Source organism: Streptomyces sp. NPDC093591 (genome assembly GCF_044764885.1).
Classification (GTDB): domain Bacteria; phylum Actinomycetota; class Actinomycetes; order Streptomycetales; family Streptomycetaceae; genus Streptomyces.
Genome location: NZ_JBIWIY010000004.1, coordinates 362,914 through 380,101, shown reverse-complemented (window position 1 = coordinate 380,101; position 17,188 = coordinate 362,914). Strand labels below are relative to the sequence as shown.

Here is a 17,188-nt window from a genome sequence, read left to right as displayed (position 1 = left end):
GAGGACGGCGCGGACCTCGGCTAGTCCGGCGGCGTCGGTGTGTCGTGCGTGCGGTACATCGCCTGCACGTCCAGCTCCAGCTGGACCGTGGGACCGACGACCGCGATCCCGCGGGCCAGCATGCTCCGCCAGTTCAGGGTGAAGTCCTCCCGGTGCAGCTCCGCCTTGGCCAGAGCCGCGCACCGCAGCTCCTCGCCGTAGCCGCCGTTGACCGACCCCAGGTAGGTGGTGTCCAGCTCCACCGAGCGGCTCACCCCGTGCATGGTGAGCGAGCCGTGCAGGGTCCACTTGGCGCCGCTGCGGTAGGCGAACCGCGTGCTGGTGAAGTCGATGTACGGGTACCGCTCGACGTTCAGGAAGTCCGCCGAACGCAGATGGTTGTCCCGGGTGTTGTTGCCCGTCGTGATGCTGGCCGCGTCGATGCGCACCGACACCCGGGACTCGGCCATGTCGGGCGCCACCTGGATGCCGCCCGTGAAGCGCTCGAAGCGGCCGTGGACATGGGCCATGCCGACGTGCTTGGCGATGAACCGGATCGCCGTGTGCGGCGGGTCGAACAGCCAGGTGCCGGCCGCCGGCAGTTCCAGCTGCCGGGCCGACGTCAGCTGAACGCGCGTGGTGGGCAGCGGCGGACCGGCGACGACGTCCAGGGTCTCCCGGTGCGGCGTCAGACCCTCCGCGGTGATCATCAGGCTGTAGCGGCCCGGGGGCAGGGCGGCGAAGAACAGGCCGTACGGGTCCGTCGTACCGGATGCCACGACCTGGTGCGAGTCCAGCGCGGTCACGGTCACGTCGGCGCCGCGCATCGGCAGCCCCACCGGGTCCAGGATCTCGCGGCCCACGACGCCCGCACCGGCAGGCACGGGCAACGGGACACCTGGCGCCCCTCGGGAGCGTCGACTCCCCCGGGAGTTCCGGCTCCTGAGCAGACCGAGGGGCATGGCGATCACCTTTCTTCCGGCGTGGGGGCATCTTCGAGCGTGGGGGAGGGGGATGGTCAGTGGGCGGCCGCGGTCGGCGGTGGTGTGCCCTCGTACGCCGCCCGCAGCAGGGCGAGTACGCCGTCGGTCGTGACGGGGCGCGGGTTGGCGTACGCGTCGCCCGCGGTCTGGGCGGCGGCGGTCGCCAAGTCGGCTTCACCGAGGCCCAGTTCGGCGAGGCAGCGGGGCGCGCCGAGACGTCCGGCCAGTTCCCACAGGGCGGTCGGCGCGTCCGGCGCGTCCAGGGCGCGGGCCACCGCCGCGACCGCGTCCGGGGCGGCGGGCGCGTTGTGGGCCAGGGCGTGCGGCAGCACCACCGTGTGCGTCTCGGCGTGCGGCAACCCGAAGGTGCCGCCCAGGACGTGGCAGAGCTTGTGGTGCAGGCCCATGGTGGTGGCGCCCAGGCAGGACCCGCACAGCCAGGCTCCGTACAGGGCGCGCCCGCGGGCCTCCAGGGACGTCGGCTCCTCGGCCAGCTCCGGAAGCGCCCGCGCCATCGCCCGTACGCCTTCCTCGGCCATCAGCGCGATCAGGGGCGAGGTGTCGGGGGCGTACAGGGCCTCGACGGCGTGCGCGACGGCGTTGATCCCGCTGGTGACGGAGAGCGGTACGGGCAGGGAGAGCGTGAGCTCGGGGTCGTAGACGACGCTGCGGGGCAGCACCTTGGGGTCGCGGCCGGTGCGCTTGGCGCCGTGCTCGGTCAGGCCCCAGACCGGGGTCATCTCCGAGCCGGAGTACGTGGACGGCACCGCGACGAGCGGCAGACCGGTGCGCAGCGCGATCGCCTTGCCGAGCCCGATCGACGAGCCGCCGCCGACCGCCACGCACCCGTCGGCGCCCGCCGCGCGAGCCGCCTGGACGGCCACGTCGGCGACCTCGACGGGCACGTGCATCCGGGCCCGGTCGTGCACTCCGACGCAGGCCGGCCCGAGCGCGTCGGCGACCGCCCGCGCGGTGTCCGCGCCCCGCGTCCCGCACACCACGAGCACCCGCCGCAGCCCGAGCCGCCCCACCTCGTCCGGCGTCGCGGACACCGCCGCACCGGGCCGGAAGACGACCCGCACGGGCCGGGCCTCGTAGGAGAAGTCGAGAACGCCCTTCACGCGCGCTCCAGTACGAGATCGAAGCGGGCGTGCCGGAAGGGGTTCGCCACGCCGAACTCCCCTGCCGCCGACGGGTCGTCGACCGACGCGAAGTCCGTGACCAGGCCCGGCTTGACGGCGAACACCGCGTCCGAGTCCAGGTAGTCGCTCCCCGCCACGAAGATGTGCGTCGTCACCGGGGTGTGCCCGTCGGCCGAGGCGATGAAGTGGATGTGCGCGGGCCGGTAGGGGTGCCGTCCGGTGGCCCGCAGCAGCCCGCCGACCGGCCCGTCCGTCGGGATCGGGTACGGGCTCGGCACGCACGTACGGAACCAGAACCGCCCCTCGTCGTCCGCGGTGAACAGGCCACGCCCGTTGCCCGCGGGCTGCACGTCCGGCTGCTGCACGTCGTAGAAGCCGTTGCCGTCGGCCTGCCACACGTCGACGACCGCGCCGGGCAGCGGGGCGCCGTCCCGGGACAGCACCCGCCCGCTCACCACGCACGGCTCGCCGCCGCCCACCAGGTCGATGTCCGCGCCGAGCTCGCGCACCGGCGAGGCGGTCATGTGGAACGGGCCCAGCACGGTCGACTCGGTGGCGCCGGGGCCCTGCCGCTCGTTGATCGTCTCCACGAGCATCGACAGCCCCAGCACGTCCGACAGCAGGATGAACTCCTGCCGGGAGTCGGTGCAGGCCTGCCCGGTCGCCGTCAGGAAGCCGATCGCCCGCTCCCACTCCTCCTGCGTCATCCGCGTCTCGCGCGCGAAGGAGTGCAGATGCCGGACCAGCCCCGTCAGCAGCTCCCGCAGCCGCGGATCGTCCGTGCCCCGCAGACTGGCGACCACCTCGTCCGTGACCGTCGTGCCCTCGCCGCCCATGCCTGCTCCTTCCCGCGCCCTCATCTCAACCGTGCCCGAGAATCCGCCGCAGCGCCCGCGTGAGCAGCCCTTCGGCGTCCTCGGCCGCATCGGCGTGCCGGAACGCCACATACCCGTCGGGGCGTACGAGCAGGGCACCCGCGTCGGAGATGTCGCTGAGGTCCGCCCAGTCGCCGTAGGGGTCCTCGTACTCCTGGCCCGGTCCGATGACGACCGTGGCGATGTCGAGCGGCTGGGCCGCGGCGGCCCGCAGCCACGCCTCGCCGCCGATTCCGGTGAGCAGCGTGAAGCGGCCCTTGCCGACGGTGTCGAGGGTGGACAGGGTGCGTGTCCCGGAGGTGATCCAGGCGTGCGGGAGCTTGGCGCCGGGGCGGGAGGTGGGCTGGTGGTGCAGCTCGGGGTCGCGGGTGAAGCCGGGGTCGGGCGTGCCGTCGGGGACGACCGCGGCGGAGGTGTAGCGCTGGTTGAGGTCGACGCCGTGCGCGTTGAACTCGTACACCTTGAAGGCGATCGCCTCACGCAGCGCGGCCCGCTGCTTGGCGGCGGCCTCGGTGGCGTCCTTGCGGGCCGCGATGTTGGCCCACAGCTGCTCGGGCGTCTGCGGCGAGAGCCCGTCGAGCGCCTCGAAGATCGGGGCGGTCTCGGCGATCGACTTGTTGGCGCGGGTCACGATCTGCTGGCCGACGGGCGCCCGCTCCACGGTGTACGTGTCGAGGAGACCGGGCGTGGCGACCCCGTCGAGGACGAGCTTCAGCTTCCAGGCCAGGTTGTAGGAGTCCTGGATGGAGGTGTTGGAGCCGAGCCCGTTGGACGGCGGGTGGCGGTGCACGGCGTCACCGGCGCAGAACACCCGGCCGTTGGCGTACGTCTGCGCGTACATCTCGTTGACCGTCCACGCCGAGGACGACTTGATGGTCAGCGGGATCTCGTCGTCGCCGACCAACTGCCGTACGACGGACAGCGCGTACTCCTCGGTGAGGTCGGGGGCGCCCGCGCTCACGTCGTAGCCCCACACGATCAGCCACTCGTTCCAGGGCCGCACACAGCGGACCAGACCCGCGCCGATCCCGCCGACCGTGGCGCCGGGCGCGAGCACCCAGTAGAGCGTGGACGGGCGGTGCGCGGTGTACTTGCTCAGATCCGCGTCGAAGACGATGTTGATGCTGCCCGCGCCCCCCATCTGACCGCCCATCGGCAGCCCGGCGTCCTCGGCGACCTTGGACCGCCCGCCGTCGGCGCCGATCAAATACCGGGCGCGGATGGCGTACTCGTCGCCACGCAGCCGGTCCTCGACGGTGACTGTCACCCCGCCCTCGTCCTGGACGAACGACTTGTAGACCGTGCTGAACCGGAAGTCGGTGCCACGGTCGATCGCCGCGTTCACCAGCACCGGCTCCATCAGGTGCTGCGGCATGTCGCACATGCGGGTCGGACTGGCCAGTTCGTGGGCGGCCTGGACGAGCGGGTCGTTGCCCCAGGAGCGCACCCGGCCCAGCTCCTCACCGGCCAGGCTGGTGCAGAAGGTCGTGTTGCCCATCAGGTGCTGCGGCGTCGCCTTGGCGATCACCTCGTCCTCGACGCCCAGATCACGCAGCACCTCCATGGTCCGCTGGTTGGTGATGTGCGCGCGGGGCGTGTCGGCGAGGCTCGCGTACCGGGTGACGACCATGTTGCGCACGCCGTAGGTGCTCAGGGCGAGCGCGGCCGACGCGCCCGCCGGGCCGCTGCCCACGATCAGTACGTCGGTCTCGACAACGGTGTGCACGACAGAACGCTCCAGGAGATGAGACAGGAGAGGGGGACGGGAGACGCGGCCTACGGACTCCGGCCTTTCAAGATCATGGAGCGGTGCGGCCGGTCGTGGGTGTCTCAATACGAGACAACCCACCGTCGTCGCGCGCGTGACGCCCCGGATACGGTGAGCGGTGCCATGACCACCGCCGGACATCCTCCTGCCCTCGCCCCTCTCCGCCATGCGCGCGAACGGTTCCTGACGGGGCGCCCGCTCCCGGACGGCGTGCCCGAGGACGTCGTCGCGGCCTGGCGGCGCGCCCGGTTCTTCGGCGTACGGCCCGATCTCGACGGCCCGGTGGGGGAGCCGGCGCACCCCGTCGACTCGCCCCTGCTGGAGGCGGCGCGTCCCGTGCTCACGCGTATCGCGCAGGCCCTGGACGCCGGACGGTCGGCCCTCGTGCTCACCGACGAGCGGCTGAGGGTGCTGTGGTCGGCCGGCAGCGCGCCCGGCGACGACGCGTGCCGCGACCTGTCCGAGCGGGAGGTCGGCCACAACAGCGCCGCGCTCGCCCTGCGCACCCGGCGCCGGGCCGAGGTGCACGGCCCCGAGCACTTCCTCGACGTGTGGCAGGACGTCTGCGCGGTCAGCGTGCCGCTGCACTCCCCGGGGACCGGACAGGCGCTCGGCACGGTGACGGTCGCCTCCGGCCTGTGCGCCGGCTGCCGCCCGCACCCGGGCGCCGCCCTCGCCGAAGCGGCCGCCACGGCGGTGGAGGCGGAACTGCGGGCACGCGCGCGTACCCCGCAACGGGCGCTGCTCGACGCCTACGAGCGTGCCGCGCGGGGGCGCGAGCGGGCGGTCGTCGCGCTGGACGGCCGCGACCGCCTGGTCAGCGAGGCGGCGGCACGCCTTGCCTCACCGCAGGTGCTGGAGGCGCTGGAGCGCGGCGCGCGGGCATGGGGGAGCGGGAAGGGACGTGGGCGGGCGGCCGGAGAGTCGTACGAGATCGCGCTTCCCGAGGACGCCGGCTGCACCGCCGAGATCACTCCGGTACGGCACGAGGGCCGCACCCTCGGCCTGGTCGCCGTGCTCGCACCGCGCGCCGTGGAGCCGGCGACGCCGCTGCCGCGTCCGGGCAGCGCCAAGGTGGGGAGTTCGGTGCCGTGGCGGCACGCGGTCGCGCAGGCGACGGCCCTGGCCCGCACCAGGGGACCCCTGCTCATCGTGGGCGAGCGGGGAACGGGCAAGACCACGCTCGCCCTCGAACTCCTCGACGGCAGGGCCCCCTTGGTCGTGGACGCCGCCGCATCACCCGACCTCGGCCTCAGGAACGACGGGCGCAGCGACACGGGGGCCTTCCCGGCCGAAGACTGGGGGAGGGGCGACGACCGCCCTGTGCTCCTGCGGCACGCCGAACGGCTGGCCCAGCCGGACGTCGCCGCCCTCAACTCCCTCCTCGACGAACGCCCCGACGCCCACCTGGTCGCCACCTACACGCCCGGCCCCGCGCCGGGCCCCTGTCTGCAGCGCCTCCTCGACACCCTCGCGGCCCGCTCGGTGACCCTGCCCGCCCTGCGGGAACGCCCCGAGGACATCAGGGAGTTGCTCCCCGCCCTCGTGCCCGCCCCGGCACCCGGCAGCCCGCCGCTGACCTGGACACTGGAGGCACTGCGGGCGCTGGAGCAGCACCCCTGGCCGGGGAACATCACTGAACTCGCCCACCTCGTAAGGGCGTTGGCGAGCAGGCGGCGGGTCTGCGGGCCGGTGCGGCGCGGCGAACTGCCCGATCCTGTCCGGGAGGGGCCCGCGGGACGCAACCTCAGCCCGATGGAGCTCGCCGAGCGGGCCGCGATCCTGGAGGCGCTGCGCCGCCACGGCGGCAACAAGGCGCGCGCCGCGGCGGCGTTGGGGATCGCCCGGGCGACCCTCTACCGGAAGCTGCGGGGGTACCAGGGGCGGGACGCCTCGATCACCCAGAAGTCCTGATCGCCTCCAGCCCGGTCCGGAAGTCCTGATCGCCCCCCAGCCCGATCCAGATGCGGCCCTCAGCGCGCCCCCGTCCAGTTGTGCGCCACGTCGACCACGATCCGGTCGGTCGCCACCCACACCCGGAACGGCAGCCGTGCGCGGACGCCGAGCCCGATCTGCGTGTCCCCTTCGAAGCTCCCGGCGAACCGGGCGTCCCTGAAGGTGCGGTAGCCGGTGAGGTCCACGCCCTTCAGGCGCTGACCCGCGCGCACGGGATAGGTGGGCTGCCCGGTGTCCGGGTCATAGGCGGGGGCGGCCACCCGCACCTCGATGACGGCTCCGCCGCCGACGGGGATGTGGTTGCCCGAACCGTCCTGGTAGAGGCGGCTGACGTACCTGACGGAGTAGCCGAGGCCGCGGGTGCCCGCGCCGGGGACGTCGACGACCATGCGGTCGAAGCAGGCGTGCCGGCCGGTCCTGATGTTCGTCACCGACTCCGTCGTGGCGGCGGAGCGGGTCTTGGCCTGACTGCCCCAGCCGGTGGGGCAGGCCGTGGTCTGGGTGGTGGTGGCCGTCGTGGCGTCGGCCGGGACCGCCGCCACACCCAGCGTGGCGGCCATGAGCGCGAGTGTCGTCGCCCATGCGGTTCTGTTTCGTCCCATTGCGTCCCCTAGAAGGGTGGTGTGTCTGATATTAGGCAAGACATTCGGGTCGGCGGAATGGTTGCACCGTTCCGGAGGTCATCGGTCCGGGCTGTACAACGATCGGCGGCTCGCTCGGGAACCCGCACCGGGCCCGGGACGTTCCACGAGGGACGGCTGCTGCTCACGGGGGGCGGCACGCGTACCAGGGGGGCGATGTGACGCGGTTGATCGTCATCGGGGGCGGGATCGCCGGTGCCGGAGCGGCTCTCGCCCTGCACAAGGCCGGATTCGACGTCGCGGTGCACGAGGCGCACCCCGAATCCGCCGAGGACATCGGCGCGTTCCTCACGCTCGCGAGCAACGGCATGCGCGCCCTGGCCCAGCTCGACGCCTCGGCGCCGGTCACCGCGACCGGCTTCCCGCTGACGTCGATGCGGGTCCTCGACGACACGGGGGCCGAGGTGGCCCACGTTCCGCTCGGCGAGGCAGAAACCCCGCACCTCAGATACCGGTGCCTGCGCCGCGGCGACCTCAACGCCGCCCTGCAGGCCGAGGTCGGGCGCCGGGGCATCGCCCTGCGGCACGGCGCCCGTCTCGCGTCGGTCGAGGAGGGCCCGGACGGCGTCACCGCCCACTTCGCCGACGGCAGCACGGCGACCGGCGACCTGCTCATCGGCGCCGACGGCCTGAACTCCACCGTCCGCCGGCTCACCGCCCCCGAGGTACGCCCCGCTTACGCCGGCCAGTACGTCTTCTACGGCTACACCGGCGCCGCACCCGGCTTTGGCGACGGCGAGACCATCACCATGGTGCGCGGCAGCACCGTCGCCTTCGGGTACGCGGTGTCGCCGGAGGGGGAGACCTACTGGTTCGCACGCGTCTCCGACGCCCCCTTGACCGCCGACGCCCTCGCGCACGGCACCCCCGCCCGCTGGCGCGACCTGCTGCTGCCGCTGCTGCGCAAGGACTCCACCCCCGCCGCGGACCTCGTCGCGGCCACCCCCGATCACCTCATGGTCACCAACGCCACCGAACTCCCCACCGGGACACCTTGGCGCTCCGCCCGGACCCTGCTCATCGGGGACGCCGCCCACGCCGCGTCCCCCGCCACCGGGCAGGGCGCCTCGATGGCCATGGAGGACGCCGTCGTCCTCGCCAAGTCCCTGCGCGACGCGCCGGACACCGACGCCGCGCTCCGGCTCTACGAGAGCCTCCGCCGCCCCCGCGTGGAACACAACATCACCGTCAGCGGCAGCATCTCCCGCGGCACCCACACCCCCTCGGGCCCCGGCCCCCGAGGCGCGCGTGCGAACCGGCCGGGCGACGACGAGCTCATACGTCAGCTGGAGTGGGGCACCGATCTCCGACAACTCGCGCCGTAGACCGACGCGGTAATCGATGCAGCGGCCAACCGGCGCAACCCCGGAGCGCACCGGCCCCTCATACAGGTCGAACCAGCCCGGTTCGCGGAGAGGAGCGCCTGTTGGCACGCCAGTTGTCCCGCCGCCAGTTCGTGGTCTACTCGCTCGCGGCGACCACCCTGACCGTCGCGGCCCCGCTCGGCTGTGACGGCTCGACCGCGGAAGGCGCCGAGGAACCCGCGGACGGCGGCCGTGGATCGTCCGACGTCCTGGTGACCGGCACCGACGCGGAGATGCTGGTCCTGGAGGTCACCCCGGCCAACAGGGTCGTCGTACGGCTGCCGCGCGTCGAGGTCGGCCAGGGCGTCACCACCGCCGTCGCCATGATGATCGCCGAGGAGCTGGACGCCCGGCTCGCCGACGTGGACATCCCGCTCGCGGACGCCCGCAGCGAGGGCAACCAGTTCACCGGGGGCTCCAGTTCGGTCAGTTCGCTGTACGGACCGGCCCGGCAACTGGCCGCCACCGCCCGCGCCAAGCTCCTCACCGCGGCCGCCCGCCGCTGGCACGTCCCCGCGCGGACCTTGCGCACCCGGGGCACCCGGGTCTTCGCCCCGGACGGACGCACCGCTACGTTCGGATCGCTGACCAGGAGCGCCGCCCGGATCACCCGGCCGACCGTGTCGACCCGGCCCAAACCGGTGACCGAGCATCGGGTGATCGGACGGCCGACGACCCGCATCGACGCCCGTGACCTCATCACCGGCAAGGCGAAGTACACCGGAGACCTCGCGGTGGCCGGAGCGAAGCCGACGGTCGTGGCCAGGCCGCCGACCCTCGGCGGGAAGGCCGTCTCGGTCGACTCCCGGGCCGCCCGCGCCCTGCCCGGCGTCCACGCGGTCGTCCGGATCGACGGCGGCGTCGCCGTCGTCGCGGACACCTTCCACCACGCCTTCCAGGCCAGGGACGCCCTCCGGATCGAGTGGGCGCCGGGCCCACTGGCGAACCTCTCCGACGACCGGATCCGCTCCCGGCTGCGCGCCGCCGTCCCGAAACTTCCGACCCCGCCGCGCGGATCCGCGCAGACCGAGGCCGAGTTCGAGTTCGCCTTCGTCAGCCACGCGCCGATGGAGGTGCTCACCGCCGTGGCGGACGTACGCGCACAGCGGGCCGATATCTGGTTCTCCTCCCAGACGCCGCAGTCGGCGCGCGAGGAGATCGCCTCAGTGACCGGACTGCCGGTGCCGAAGGTCCGGGTCCATGTCCTGCGCGGCGGCGGCTCGTTCGGACGCCGCCTGAACTACGACGCCGCGATCGAGGCGGCCCTGATCTCCAAGAAGGCGGGCCGGCCGGTGAAGCTGATGTGGAGCCGGGCCGACGACATCCGGCACGGCAGAATGCGCCCGGCCACCCACCACCGGATCCGGGCCAGCCACGCCCAGGGCAGAGTGGTGGCCTTCGCCCATACGACGGCCTCGGTCAACGAGTCCTTCGAGAAACAGGGCCTGTCCACTCAAGGCGGCGTCCGCTCCGCCGTCCGCGCCCCCGCGGCGGCCCCGCTCCCCAGCGACAGCGGCCTCTACAACTTCGGCCGCCTGTCCGGAGATTCGGGCTCGGTCGACCTCGCGATCCCGATGGGAGCCTGGCGCTCGGTGGACTCCGGCACGGTACGCACCGCCGAGGAGATCGTCGTCGACGAGGTCGCCCGCAGCCTCGGCGAGGACCCGGTCGCCTTCCGTCGTACGACACTGCGGAGCAAGACCGTCAAAGCCGTCCTGGACAAGGTCGCGACCGCCGGGAAGTGGGGCCGGACCATGCCGGCGGGGCACGCCCAGGGCGTCGCCCTGCACGAGGAGTACGGGTCCTGCGTGGCCTGTCTCGTCGAGATCGACGCCGTCGATCCGAAGAACCCCCGGGTGACCAAGGTCGTGATGGCGGCCGACGTGGGAACGGCCGTCAACCCGCGCGGCCTTCAGGCCCAGCTCATGGGCACGGCCGTCGACGGGATCTCCACCATCCTGAGCGCCGGGCTGCACATCGACCGGGGCGCCGTGCGCGAGAGCAGCTTCGCCGACTTCCACTACGCCCGCCAGCGGCACGCCCCCCAGCACTTCGAGGCGCACATCATGCCCTCCCGGCGCGACCCCGGCGGAGCCGGCGAACTCGGCGTCCCGGCCGCGGCCGGCGCCGTCGCCAACGCCTACGCCCGGGCCACCGGCACCAAGCCGCGCCGCTTCCCCCTCGACTTCTGAGCCGCCTTCGGCTTCCGAGCCACTCTTCGAGAAGGTACCGATGCCGTCCTACTCCTTCACCCTCAACGGGAAGCGCGTCACCGTCGAGGCCCCCGCCGACATGCCCCTGCTGTGGGTGCTGCGCGACCTGCTGAACGTCACCGGCCCCAAGTACGGCTGCGGCGTGGGCGCCTGCCGCGCCTGCACCAGCCATCTCGACGGCGACGAGATCCAGCCCTGCGTCGTCCCGGTCGCCGACTGCGCCGGCCGCAAGGTCACCACCATCGAGGGCCTGGCCGACGGCGACAAGCTCCACCCCGTCCAACAGGCCTGGCTCGACTGCGACGTCGCCCAGTGCGGCTTCTGCCAGCCGGGCCAGATCATGGCCACGGCCGCCCTGCTGAAGAAGACGCCCCGGCCGACGGACGCCGACATCGACCGGATCGAGAACGTCTGCCGCTGCGGCACCTACTCCCGGATCCGAGAGGCGATCAAGAAGGCCGCGGGCAGTTGACCAGGTGACTTCAGTACGGCCAGGGGGCGCCGTACCCTGAGGGCCGTGTACAACACCTTCGACGGCCCGGGCGCCACGGCGGCGCGGTTCACCGGACTCGCGGCCACAGGGGAACGCCGGCTCTCCGCAGCGCTCGCCGAAGTCAGCCTAGACGGCGGCAAGGTGGTGATGGTCAAGCGCGGCGACGGCCCCCGCGCCGCTCAGGCAGAGGCGGCCGGGCTGCGCTGGCTGGCCGACGCCGGCACGGCCCGCGTCCCGGCCGTGCACGGCCACGACGAGCAGTGGCTGGTCACCGACCGCGTGGCGACCGGCCGGCCCAGCGCGGACGCGGCGGAACACCTCGGCAGCGACCTGGCCGCCCTGCACGCCGCCGGCGCCCCCGCGTTCGGCGCCCCACCGCCGGGCGGCCCCGAGGACGCGTACATCGGGCTCGCCCCGATGCGCAATGTCACCGGCCCCGACTGGCCCCGCTGGTACGCCGAGCACCGGGTGCTGCCGTATCTGCGCCGCGCGGTCGACGACGGCACGGTCCGTAGTGCGGAGGCGCCCGTGATCGAGCAGGTCTGCGAGCGGCTCCCCGAACTGGCCGGCCCCGCCGAGCCGCCCGCCCGGCTGCACGGCGACCTCTGGAACGGCAACGTGCTGTGGGGCGCCGACGGGCACGCCTGGCTGATCGACCCGGCCGCGCACGGCGGCCACCGCGAGACCGACCTGGCCATGCTCCACCTCTTCGGCTGCCCCCACCTGGACCGGATCCTGGACGGCTACCAGCGGACGGCCCCCCTGGCCGACGGCTGGACCGACCGCATCGCCCTGCACCAACTCTTCCCGCTCCTGGTGCACGCCGTCCTCTTCGGCCGCGGTTACGCGGAACAGGCCCTCACGGCGGCCAGGGCGGCCCTGACGCGGTGACGTACGGCGAGTCCCCTGCAGGAACAGGGACTCAGTCGGTGCCGCGCACGGGACGGCCCGTGAACGCGTCCAGCAGGACCCGGTCGCGGAGCGGGTCGTCCAGTTCGACCGTCACCTTCTTGGCGAGCAGTTGGAGCGTGCAGGAACCGTCGCTCGTGCCGACGATGTAGCCGGACAGGACCACGCTGCCGTCCGTCTCCAGCACGTCCACGGCGGGTCCGTCGTCGCAGGCCCCGTGGTGGGCCATTACGGTGACGGACCTGCCGTCGGGGGCCACCTCGACCAGCTTGCCGAGTTCCCACAGCTCGTTGCCGAGTTGGCCGACCGGTCCGATGGGCGGCTTCGGAGGCTTCGAGGGGGTGAGGGCGACCTGCGTGAGCGGGGTGTCGTAGCCCTCGATGGTGAACTGCCAGACCGGCACGGTGGCCGGGCCGCGGCTGGTGGCCAGCGTCGTCTCGCTCAGCTTCGCCCCGGTCACGGTGAGATGCGGCGCGGGGGAGTCGTCGCCGTCCAGCTGCTCGTACGCCTCCCATGCCCCCATGAGCGGCAGAGTGAGCGAGTCGCCGTCCTGCCATGTCACCTTCGCGTCCTTCTCCGGAGTCTCGGGGAGGTCGCCGCGCAGCACGAAGTTCTGGGTGAGGTACGCCTCCTTGTCGGCGTCGTTGTGGAAGGCGTCCTCGGGCAGTCGGACCGGGTCCGCCATCGGGTAGTAGCCCCTGCTCCAGATCTCGGCGGCCGGCGAACCGTCCCACGCCTCGGCCACTTCGAGGGCGCGGGCCCTGGTCTCCGGCGCCGGTTCGGATGTGCCCGAGCCCGCCGCGCCGACGCCGCATCCGGCGGTGAGCAGACCGAGCGCGGTGAGCAACTGGACGGTGCGTGAGGTGGTCGTACGCATGGATTCCCCCGAACGGACAGCGATGGACGCGGCAGCGGGGACGACGGTGTCGAGCCGTCCCGACACTGTGACGCACTCGGGGCGCGCCGCGTTCGGTCAGACCAGTGACCGGGGGCCGTGGACGGCGAGCAGCGCCAGCTTCTCGGCCGCCTCGGTGCCCGGCTCGGCCGAATACACGAGGATGCGCAGGTCGTTGCCCTCGACGCGGAGCAGGTCGCAGTCCAGTGTCAGCAGGCCCACCCGCGGATGGTCGATGGTCTTGCGGGAGGCCTCGAGCCGGCCGACGACGCCCGCCTCCCACAGCTGCGCGAACCGCTCGCTGCTCGCGCGCAACTCGCTGATGAGGCGCCGCAGTTGACGGTCGGCGGGATATCTGGCGGCGGTCGCGCGCAGCTCGGCGACCATGCCGACCTCGAAGGCGCGCTGTTCCTCGGGTGTGTGCCGGACCCGGGTCGGCGCACCGTGGAAGCTGCGCCATGCCCCGTTGCGCTCGAAGCCGCGCGCGCCCCGGGGGTCGCCCATCAGCGCCGCGTACATCGGGTTGGCCAGCAGCAGGGTGTGGGCCGCGTCGGTGACGCCGACGGGCGTGTCCACCAGCCGGTCCAGCAGCCGCTGGACACTGGGCGTGATGTGCGCGGGGACGGTGTCGGGCCCCGGCGACGCCAGCCCGGCGAGCTGGAACAGATAGGCCCGCTCGTCCCCCGACAGCCGCAGTGCCCGGGCCAGGGCCTCGACGACCTGCCCGGACGGGTTGGCCGCCCTGCCCTGTTCGAGGCGGGTGACGTAGTCGACCGATATCCCCGCCAGCAGGGCCAGTTCCTCGCGCCGGAGCCCGGCCGCGCGCCGCTGTCCGCCGACGGGCAGCCCGGCCGTCCGCGGGGCGACGCGGTCACGCCAGCGGCGCAGCGCCTGTCCCAGTTCCGTCGCCGTCATGCCCCCAGTGAACACCGCCGTCGGCGGAGGTGCCTGGTACTGGGAGTCCCAGGAAGAAGGGTCTCCTGGCTGCCCGGCCGGCCGTACAGCACCGTGGCGGCATGACGACAACACTGATCACCGGAGCCAACAAGGGGCTGGGCTTCGAGTCCGCCCGCCGGCTCGTGGCCGCAGGCCACACCGTCTATGTCGGCGCCCGGGATGCCGAGCGCGGACGCCGGGCCGCCGAACGGCTCGGCGCCCGGTACGTCCTGCTCGACGTCACCGACGACAGTTCCGTCCAGGCCGCCGTGCGGACCATCGAGGCCGATGGAGGCCTTGACGTCCTCGTCAACAACGCGGGCATCGAATACCGGGACGAGAACAACGGCGTGCCCGGTGCCGCGGACCTGACCGCCGACGCCCTGCGGACGCTGTTCGAGACGAACGTCTTCGGCGTCGTCCGCGTCACCCACGCCTTCCTGCCGCTGCTGAGGAAGTCGGCCGCGCCGGTCGTGGTCAACGTCAGCAGCGGCCTGGGCTCGGTCACCCACGTCTGCGACCCGGATCACCCCGCGTACGCCTACCCGGGCGTCGCGTACCCCGCCTCGAAGGCCACCGTGAACATGATCACCGTGCAGTTCGCGAAGGCGTTCCCGGACATGCGGATCAACGCCGTGGAGCCGGGCTTCACCGCGACCGACCTGAACGGGCGCACCGGCACCCAGACCGTCGAGGAGGGCGCCGAGATCATCGTGCGCATGGCACAGCTCGGTCCCGGCGGCCCGACCGGAGGCTACTTCGACATCGACGGGCCGCTGCCCTGGTGACGTCGTGCCGAGCGACGCACTCCGTGCCCCTCAGATGACGGCGTCGGCGCGCAAGGCCTCGATCTCCTCGCCGGTACGCCCGAGTCGGGTGAGGATCGCCTCGGTGTGCTCGCCGACCGCAGGCACCGGCTCCATGCGCGCGGGCAGTCCCGCGAGGTCGGCCGGCGGCAGCAGGGCCCGCACCGTCGCGCCCCCGGGCACGGCCACCTCGCGCCAGCGGTCGCGGCCGGCGAGGACCGGGTGGTCCAGGAACGCGGCGACGTCGTTGACCCCGGCGCAGGCGATGCCGATGGACTCCAGGTCCTTGAGGATCTCCTCGGCGCCGGAGCGGGCACAGCGCTCGGCGACGACGGCGTTGAGCTCGTCGCGATGGGCCACCCGGGCGGAGCTCGTGGCGAAGCGCGGATCGTCGGTCAGCTCGGGCCGGCCGAGGAACTGCGCACACAGGACGGCCCATTCGCGCTCGTTCTGGATCGAGAACAGCACCTGCTTCCCGTCGGCGGCCGTGAAGGCGCCGTACGGCGCGAGGGTGGGGTGCTGGGTGCCCAGACGCCGGGGCTGGCCGCCGCCGTACTGCGTGTAGTAGGCGGGCTGGCCCATCCACTCGGCCAGCGCCTCGAACAGGGACACCTCCACCGGGTGGGCCTTGCCCGTGGTGGCGCGGGTGAACAGGGCGGTGAGGATGCCGCTGTAGGCGTACATCCCGGCGGCGATGTCGGCGACGGAGATGCCGACCCGCGCGGTCTCCTCGGGCGTCCCGGTCAGCGACACCAGACCCGTCTGGCACTGCACCAGCAGGTCGTACGACTTCCGGTCGGACCACGGCCCGGACGTGCCGTATCCGGAGATCGTGCACGGGATCAGCCGCGGCCACCGCTCGCCGAGCGCCTCGACACCCAGACCGAGGCGGTCGGCGGCGCCCGGCGCCAGGTTCTGCACGAACACGTCGGCGTCGTCGAGGATTCGGTGCAGGATCTCTTGGCCCCGCGGATCCTTGAGGTCCAGCGTGAGGGACTCCTTGGACCGGTTGAGCCACACGAAATAGCTGGAGTGCCCGTGCACCGTCGTGTCGTAGCGGCGGGCGAAGTCGCCCTCCCCGGGCCGCTCGACCTTGATCACGCGCGCTCCGAGGTCGGCGAGCTGCCGGGTGGCGTACGGGGCGGCCACGGCCTGCTCCAGGCTGACCACGGTGATGCCGGACAAGGGGAGAGGGGGCGCGCTCATGCGGGCCATTAGTACGTGCCGGTCAGAGGGTCCGTCAACGGGCCGCAGGTCAGGCGGGCACCTGGAGCGTCTCCACGGCCCGCACCAGCGGGGTCAGTTCGGGGTTCTTGGCGGCTTCGTCGAGGGCTTCGCGCAATGCGGCCTCGTTGGTCGGCCGTGCCTCTTCCAGGAGTTCGCGGCCTGCGTCGGTGACGTCGGTGTAGATGCCGCGGCGGTCGGTGGGGCAGAGGTAGCGGGAGAGCAGGCCGCGGTCCTCGAGGCGGGTGACGAGCCGGGTGGTGGCGCTCTGGCTGAGGACGACGGCGTCGGCGACCTGTTTCATCTGCAGGTGCCCGCCTTCGCCGTCGTGCTGGCGGCCGAGCACGTCGAGCAGGGAGTACTCGCGCACGCTCAGGTCGTGCTTGGTCTGCAGGGCGCGCTCGATGTGCGCCTCGATCCTGCCGTGCAGCAGGGAGAGGGCGCACCAGCCCTGGGCGAGGGCGGTGAGCGCGGGGTCCGTGGCGGTCATGGCGCCGGTGTCCTCCGTCCCGAGGTGAATGACGTCCAGGATATGCCATACGTGAAATTTCCAGCTAAGGCGTGTAGGGAGCGCCTGCAACGATCGCCGCGAAGTCCGTGAAACTCCGTGGCCGTCGCGCCCGCGGCGTAGGTATCGTCGGCTCCCATGATCAGCCCGCGCCCGACCACCACCTTGTGGCGACCCACCGGCCCCGAGGAGCTGGACCTGGTGCGCGCACGTGACTGGCGTGCCTGGCCGCCGCGGTTGCCCGAACAGCCGATTTTCTACCCGGTACTCAACGAGGGTTACGCGGTGAAGATCGCCCGGGACTGGAACGTCAAGCACGACGGCGCCGGCTTCGTGACCCGGTTCGAGGTCGAGTCGGCGTTCCTGCGCCGGTACCCCGTCCGGCAGGCGGGCGGCGAGACGATTCTCGAGCTGTGGGTGCCCGCCGAGGAACTCGACGCGTTCAACGCCCATATCGTCGGCACGATCGAAGTCGTGCACGAGTTCCGGTGACGGC

At 72.9% G+C, this 17,188-nt stretch carries 16 protein-coding genes; 7 read left to right on the top strand and 9 right to left on the bottom strand.

Annotated elements, in window-relative coordinates:
- Positions 1-20 precede the first annotated feature (20 nt).
- From ACIREI_RS11200 to ACIREI_RS11185, 4 genes are read right to left on the bottom strand one after another with little or no spacing between them, the layout of a single operon-like run.
- Positions 21-941: a YceI family protein gene (locus tag ACIREI_RS11200; RefSeq protein WP_403330371.1), complete on the bottom strand. Its 921-nt coding sequence runs from the start codon at positions 939-941 to the stop codon at positions 21-23.
- A gap of 56 nt (positions 942-997) precedes the next feature.
- The gene (locus ACIREI_RS11195; RefSeq protein ID WP_403330368.1) at positions 998-2,083 is read right to left on the bottom strand and encodes a maleylacetate reductase; all 1,086 of its coding nucleotides are present in this window, start codon (positions 2,081-2,083) and stop codon (positions 998-1,000) included.
- On the bottom strand, positions 2,080-2,940 hold the full coding sequence (locus ACIREI_RS11190; protein WP_403330366.1) for an intradiol ring-cleavage dioxygenase: 861 nt from the start codon (positions 2,938-2,940) through the stop codon (positions 2,080-2,082). Before ACIREI_RS11190 ends, ACIREI_RS11195 begins: the two co-directional genes overlap by 4 nt.
- A gap of 25 nt (positions 2,941-2,965) precedes the next feature.
- Complete coding sequence (locus ACIREI_RS11185) at positions 2,966-4,705, bottom strand: FAD-dependent oxidoreductase (RefSeq protein ID WP_403330364.1); 1,740 nt, start codon at positions 4,703-4,705, stop codon at positions 2,966-2,968.
- Between the two features lie 165 nt (positions 4,706-4,870).
- Between ACIREI_RS11185 and ACIREI_RS11180 the strand changes: the two genes are divergently transcribed.
- Positions 4,871-6,661: a helix-turn-helix domain-containing protein gene (locus tag ACIREI_RS11180; RefSeq protein WP_403330361.1), complete on the top strand. Its 1,791-nt coding sequence runs from the start codon at positions 4,871-4,873 to the stop codon at positions 6,659-6,661.
- Between the two features lie 59 nt (positions 6,662-6,720).
- On the opposite strand, the gene ACIREI_RS11175 is transcribed toward ACIREI_RS11180, so the two are convergent.
- A complete protein-coding gene (locus tag ACIREI_RS11175; RefSeq protein ID WP_403330358.1) occupies positions 6,721-7,263 on the bottom strand; it encodes a hypothetical protein in 543 nt (180 codons plus the stop codon).
- Between the two features lie 239 nt (positions 7,264-7,502).
- On the opposite strand from ACIREI_RS11175, the gene ACIREI_RS11170 reads away from it, so the two are divergent.
- The 4 genes from ACIREI_RS11170 (at position 7,503) to ACIREI_RS11155 (ending at position 12,305) form a co-directional block, all read left to right on the top strand.
- Positions 7,503-8,669, top strand: a complete 1,167-nt coding sequence (locus tag ACIREI_RS11170; protein WP_403330355.1) for an FAD-dependent oxidoreductase — start codon at positions 7,503-7,505, stop codon at positions 8,667-8,669.
- A 131-nt stretch (positions 8,670-8,800) separates the two neighbouring features.
- Positions 8,801-10,900 carry a molybdopterin cofactor-binding domain-containing protein gene (locus ACIREI_RS11165; protein WP_403330893.1) on the top strand — a complete coding sequence of 700 codons (2,100 nt, stop codon included), beginning with the start codon at positions 8,801-8,803 and terminating at the stop codon, positions 10,898-10,900.
- A 40-nt stretch (positions 10,901-10,940) separates the two neighbouring features.
- On the top strand, positions 10,941-11,393 hold the full coding sequence (locus ACIREI_RS11160; protein WP_403330352.1) for a (2Fe-2S)-binding protein: 453 nt from the start codon (positions 10,941-10,943) through the stop codon (positions 11,391-11,393).
- A 45-nt stretch (positions 11,394-11,438) separates the two neighbouring features.
- A complete protein-coding gene (locus tag ACIREI_RS11155; protein ID WP_403330349.1) occupies positions 11,439-12,305 on the top strand; it encodes a fructosamine kinase family protein in 867 nt (288 codons plus the stop codon).
- Positions 12,306-12,336: 31 nt separating this feature from the next.
- On the opposite strand, the gene ACIREI_RS11150 is transcribed toward ACIREI_RS11155, so the two are convergent.
- Together ACIREI_RS11150 and ACIREI_RS11145 are read right to left on the bottom strand one after the other, a co-directional pair.
- Positions 12,337-13,200: a hypothetical protein gene (locus ACIREI_RS11150; protein ID WP_403330347.1), complete on the bottom strand. Its 864-nt coding sequence runs from the start codon at positions 13,198-13,200 to the stop codon at positions 12,337-12,339.
- 96 nt (positions 13,201-13,296) lie between these two features.
- Positions 13,297-14,133: a helix-turn-helix transcriptional regulator gene (locus ACIREI_RS11145; RefSeq protein ID WP_403330344.1), complete on the bottom strand. Its 837-nt coding sequence runs from the start codon at positions 14,131-14,133 to the stop codon at positions 13,297-13,299.
- Positions 14,134-14,234: 101 nt separating this feature from the next.
- Here ACIREI_RS11145 and ACIREI_RS11140 point away from each other — a divergent pair, with 101 nt between their 5' ends.
- Entirely contained in the window at positions 14,235-14,942 is a 708-nt protein-coding gene (locus tag ACIREI_RS11140) for an SDR family NAD(P)-dependent oxidoreductase (protein ID WP_403330341.1), read from the top strand.
- A gap of 30 nt (positions 14,943-14,972) precedes the next feature.
- On the opposite strand, the gene ACIREI_RS11135 is transcribed toward ACIREI_RS11140, so the two are convergent.
- Both ACIREI_RS11135 and ACIREI_RS11130 read right to left on the bottom strand, forming a co-directional pair.
- Entirely contained in the window at positions 14,973-16,166 is a 1,194-nt protein-coding gene (locus tag ACIREI_RS11135) for a CaiB/BaiF CoA transferase family protein (protein ID WP_403330338.1), read from the bottom strand.
- 49 nt (positions 16,167-16,215) lie between these two features.
- Positions 16,216-16,674, bottom strand: a complete 459-nt coding sequence (locus tag ACIREI_RS11130; RefSeq protein ID WP_403330336.1) for a MarR family winged helix-turn-helix transcriptional regulator — start codon at positions 16,672-16,674, stop codon at positions 16,216-16,218.
- 156 nt (positions 16,675-16,830) lie between these two features.
- Between ACIREI_RS11130 and ACIREI_RS11125 the strand changes: the two genes are divergently transcribed.
- A complete protein-coding gene (locus tag ACIREI_RS11125; protein WP_403330333.1) occupies positions 16,831-17,184 on the top strand; it encodes a hypothetical protein in 354 nt (117 codons plus the stop codon).
- The last annotated feature ends 4 nt before the right edge of the window (positions 17,185-17,188 follow it).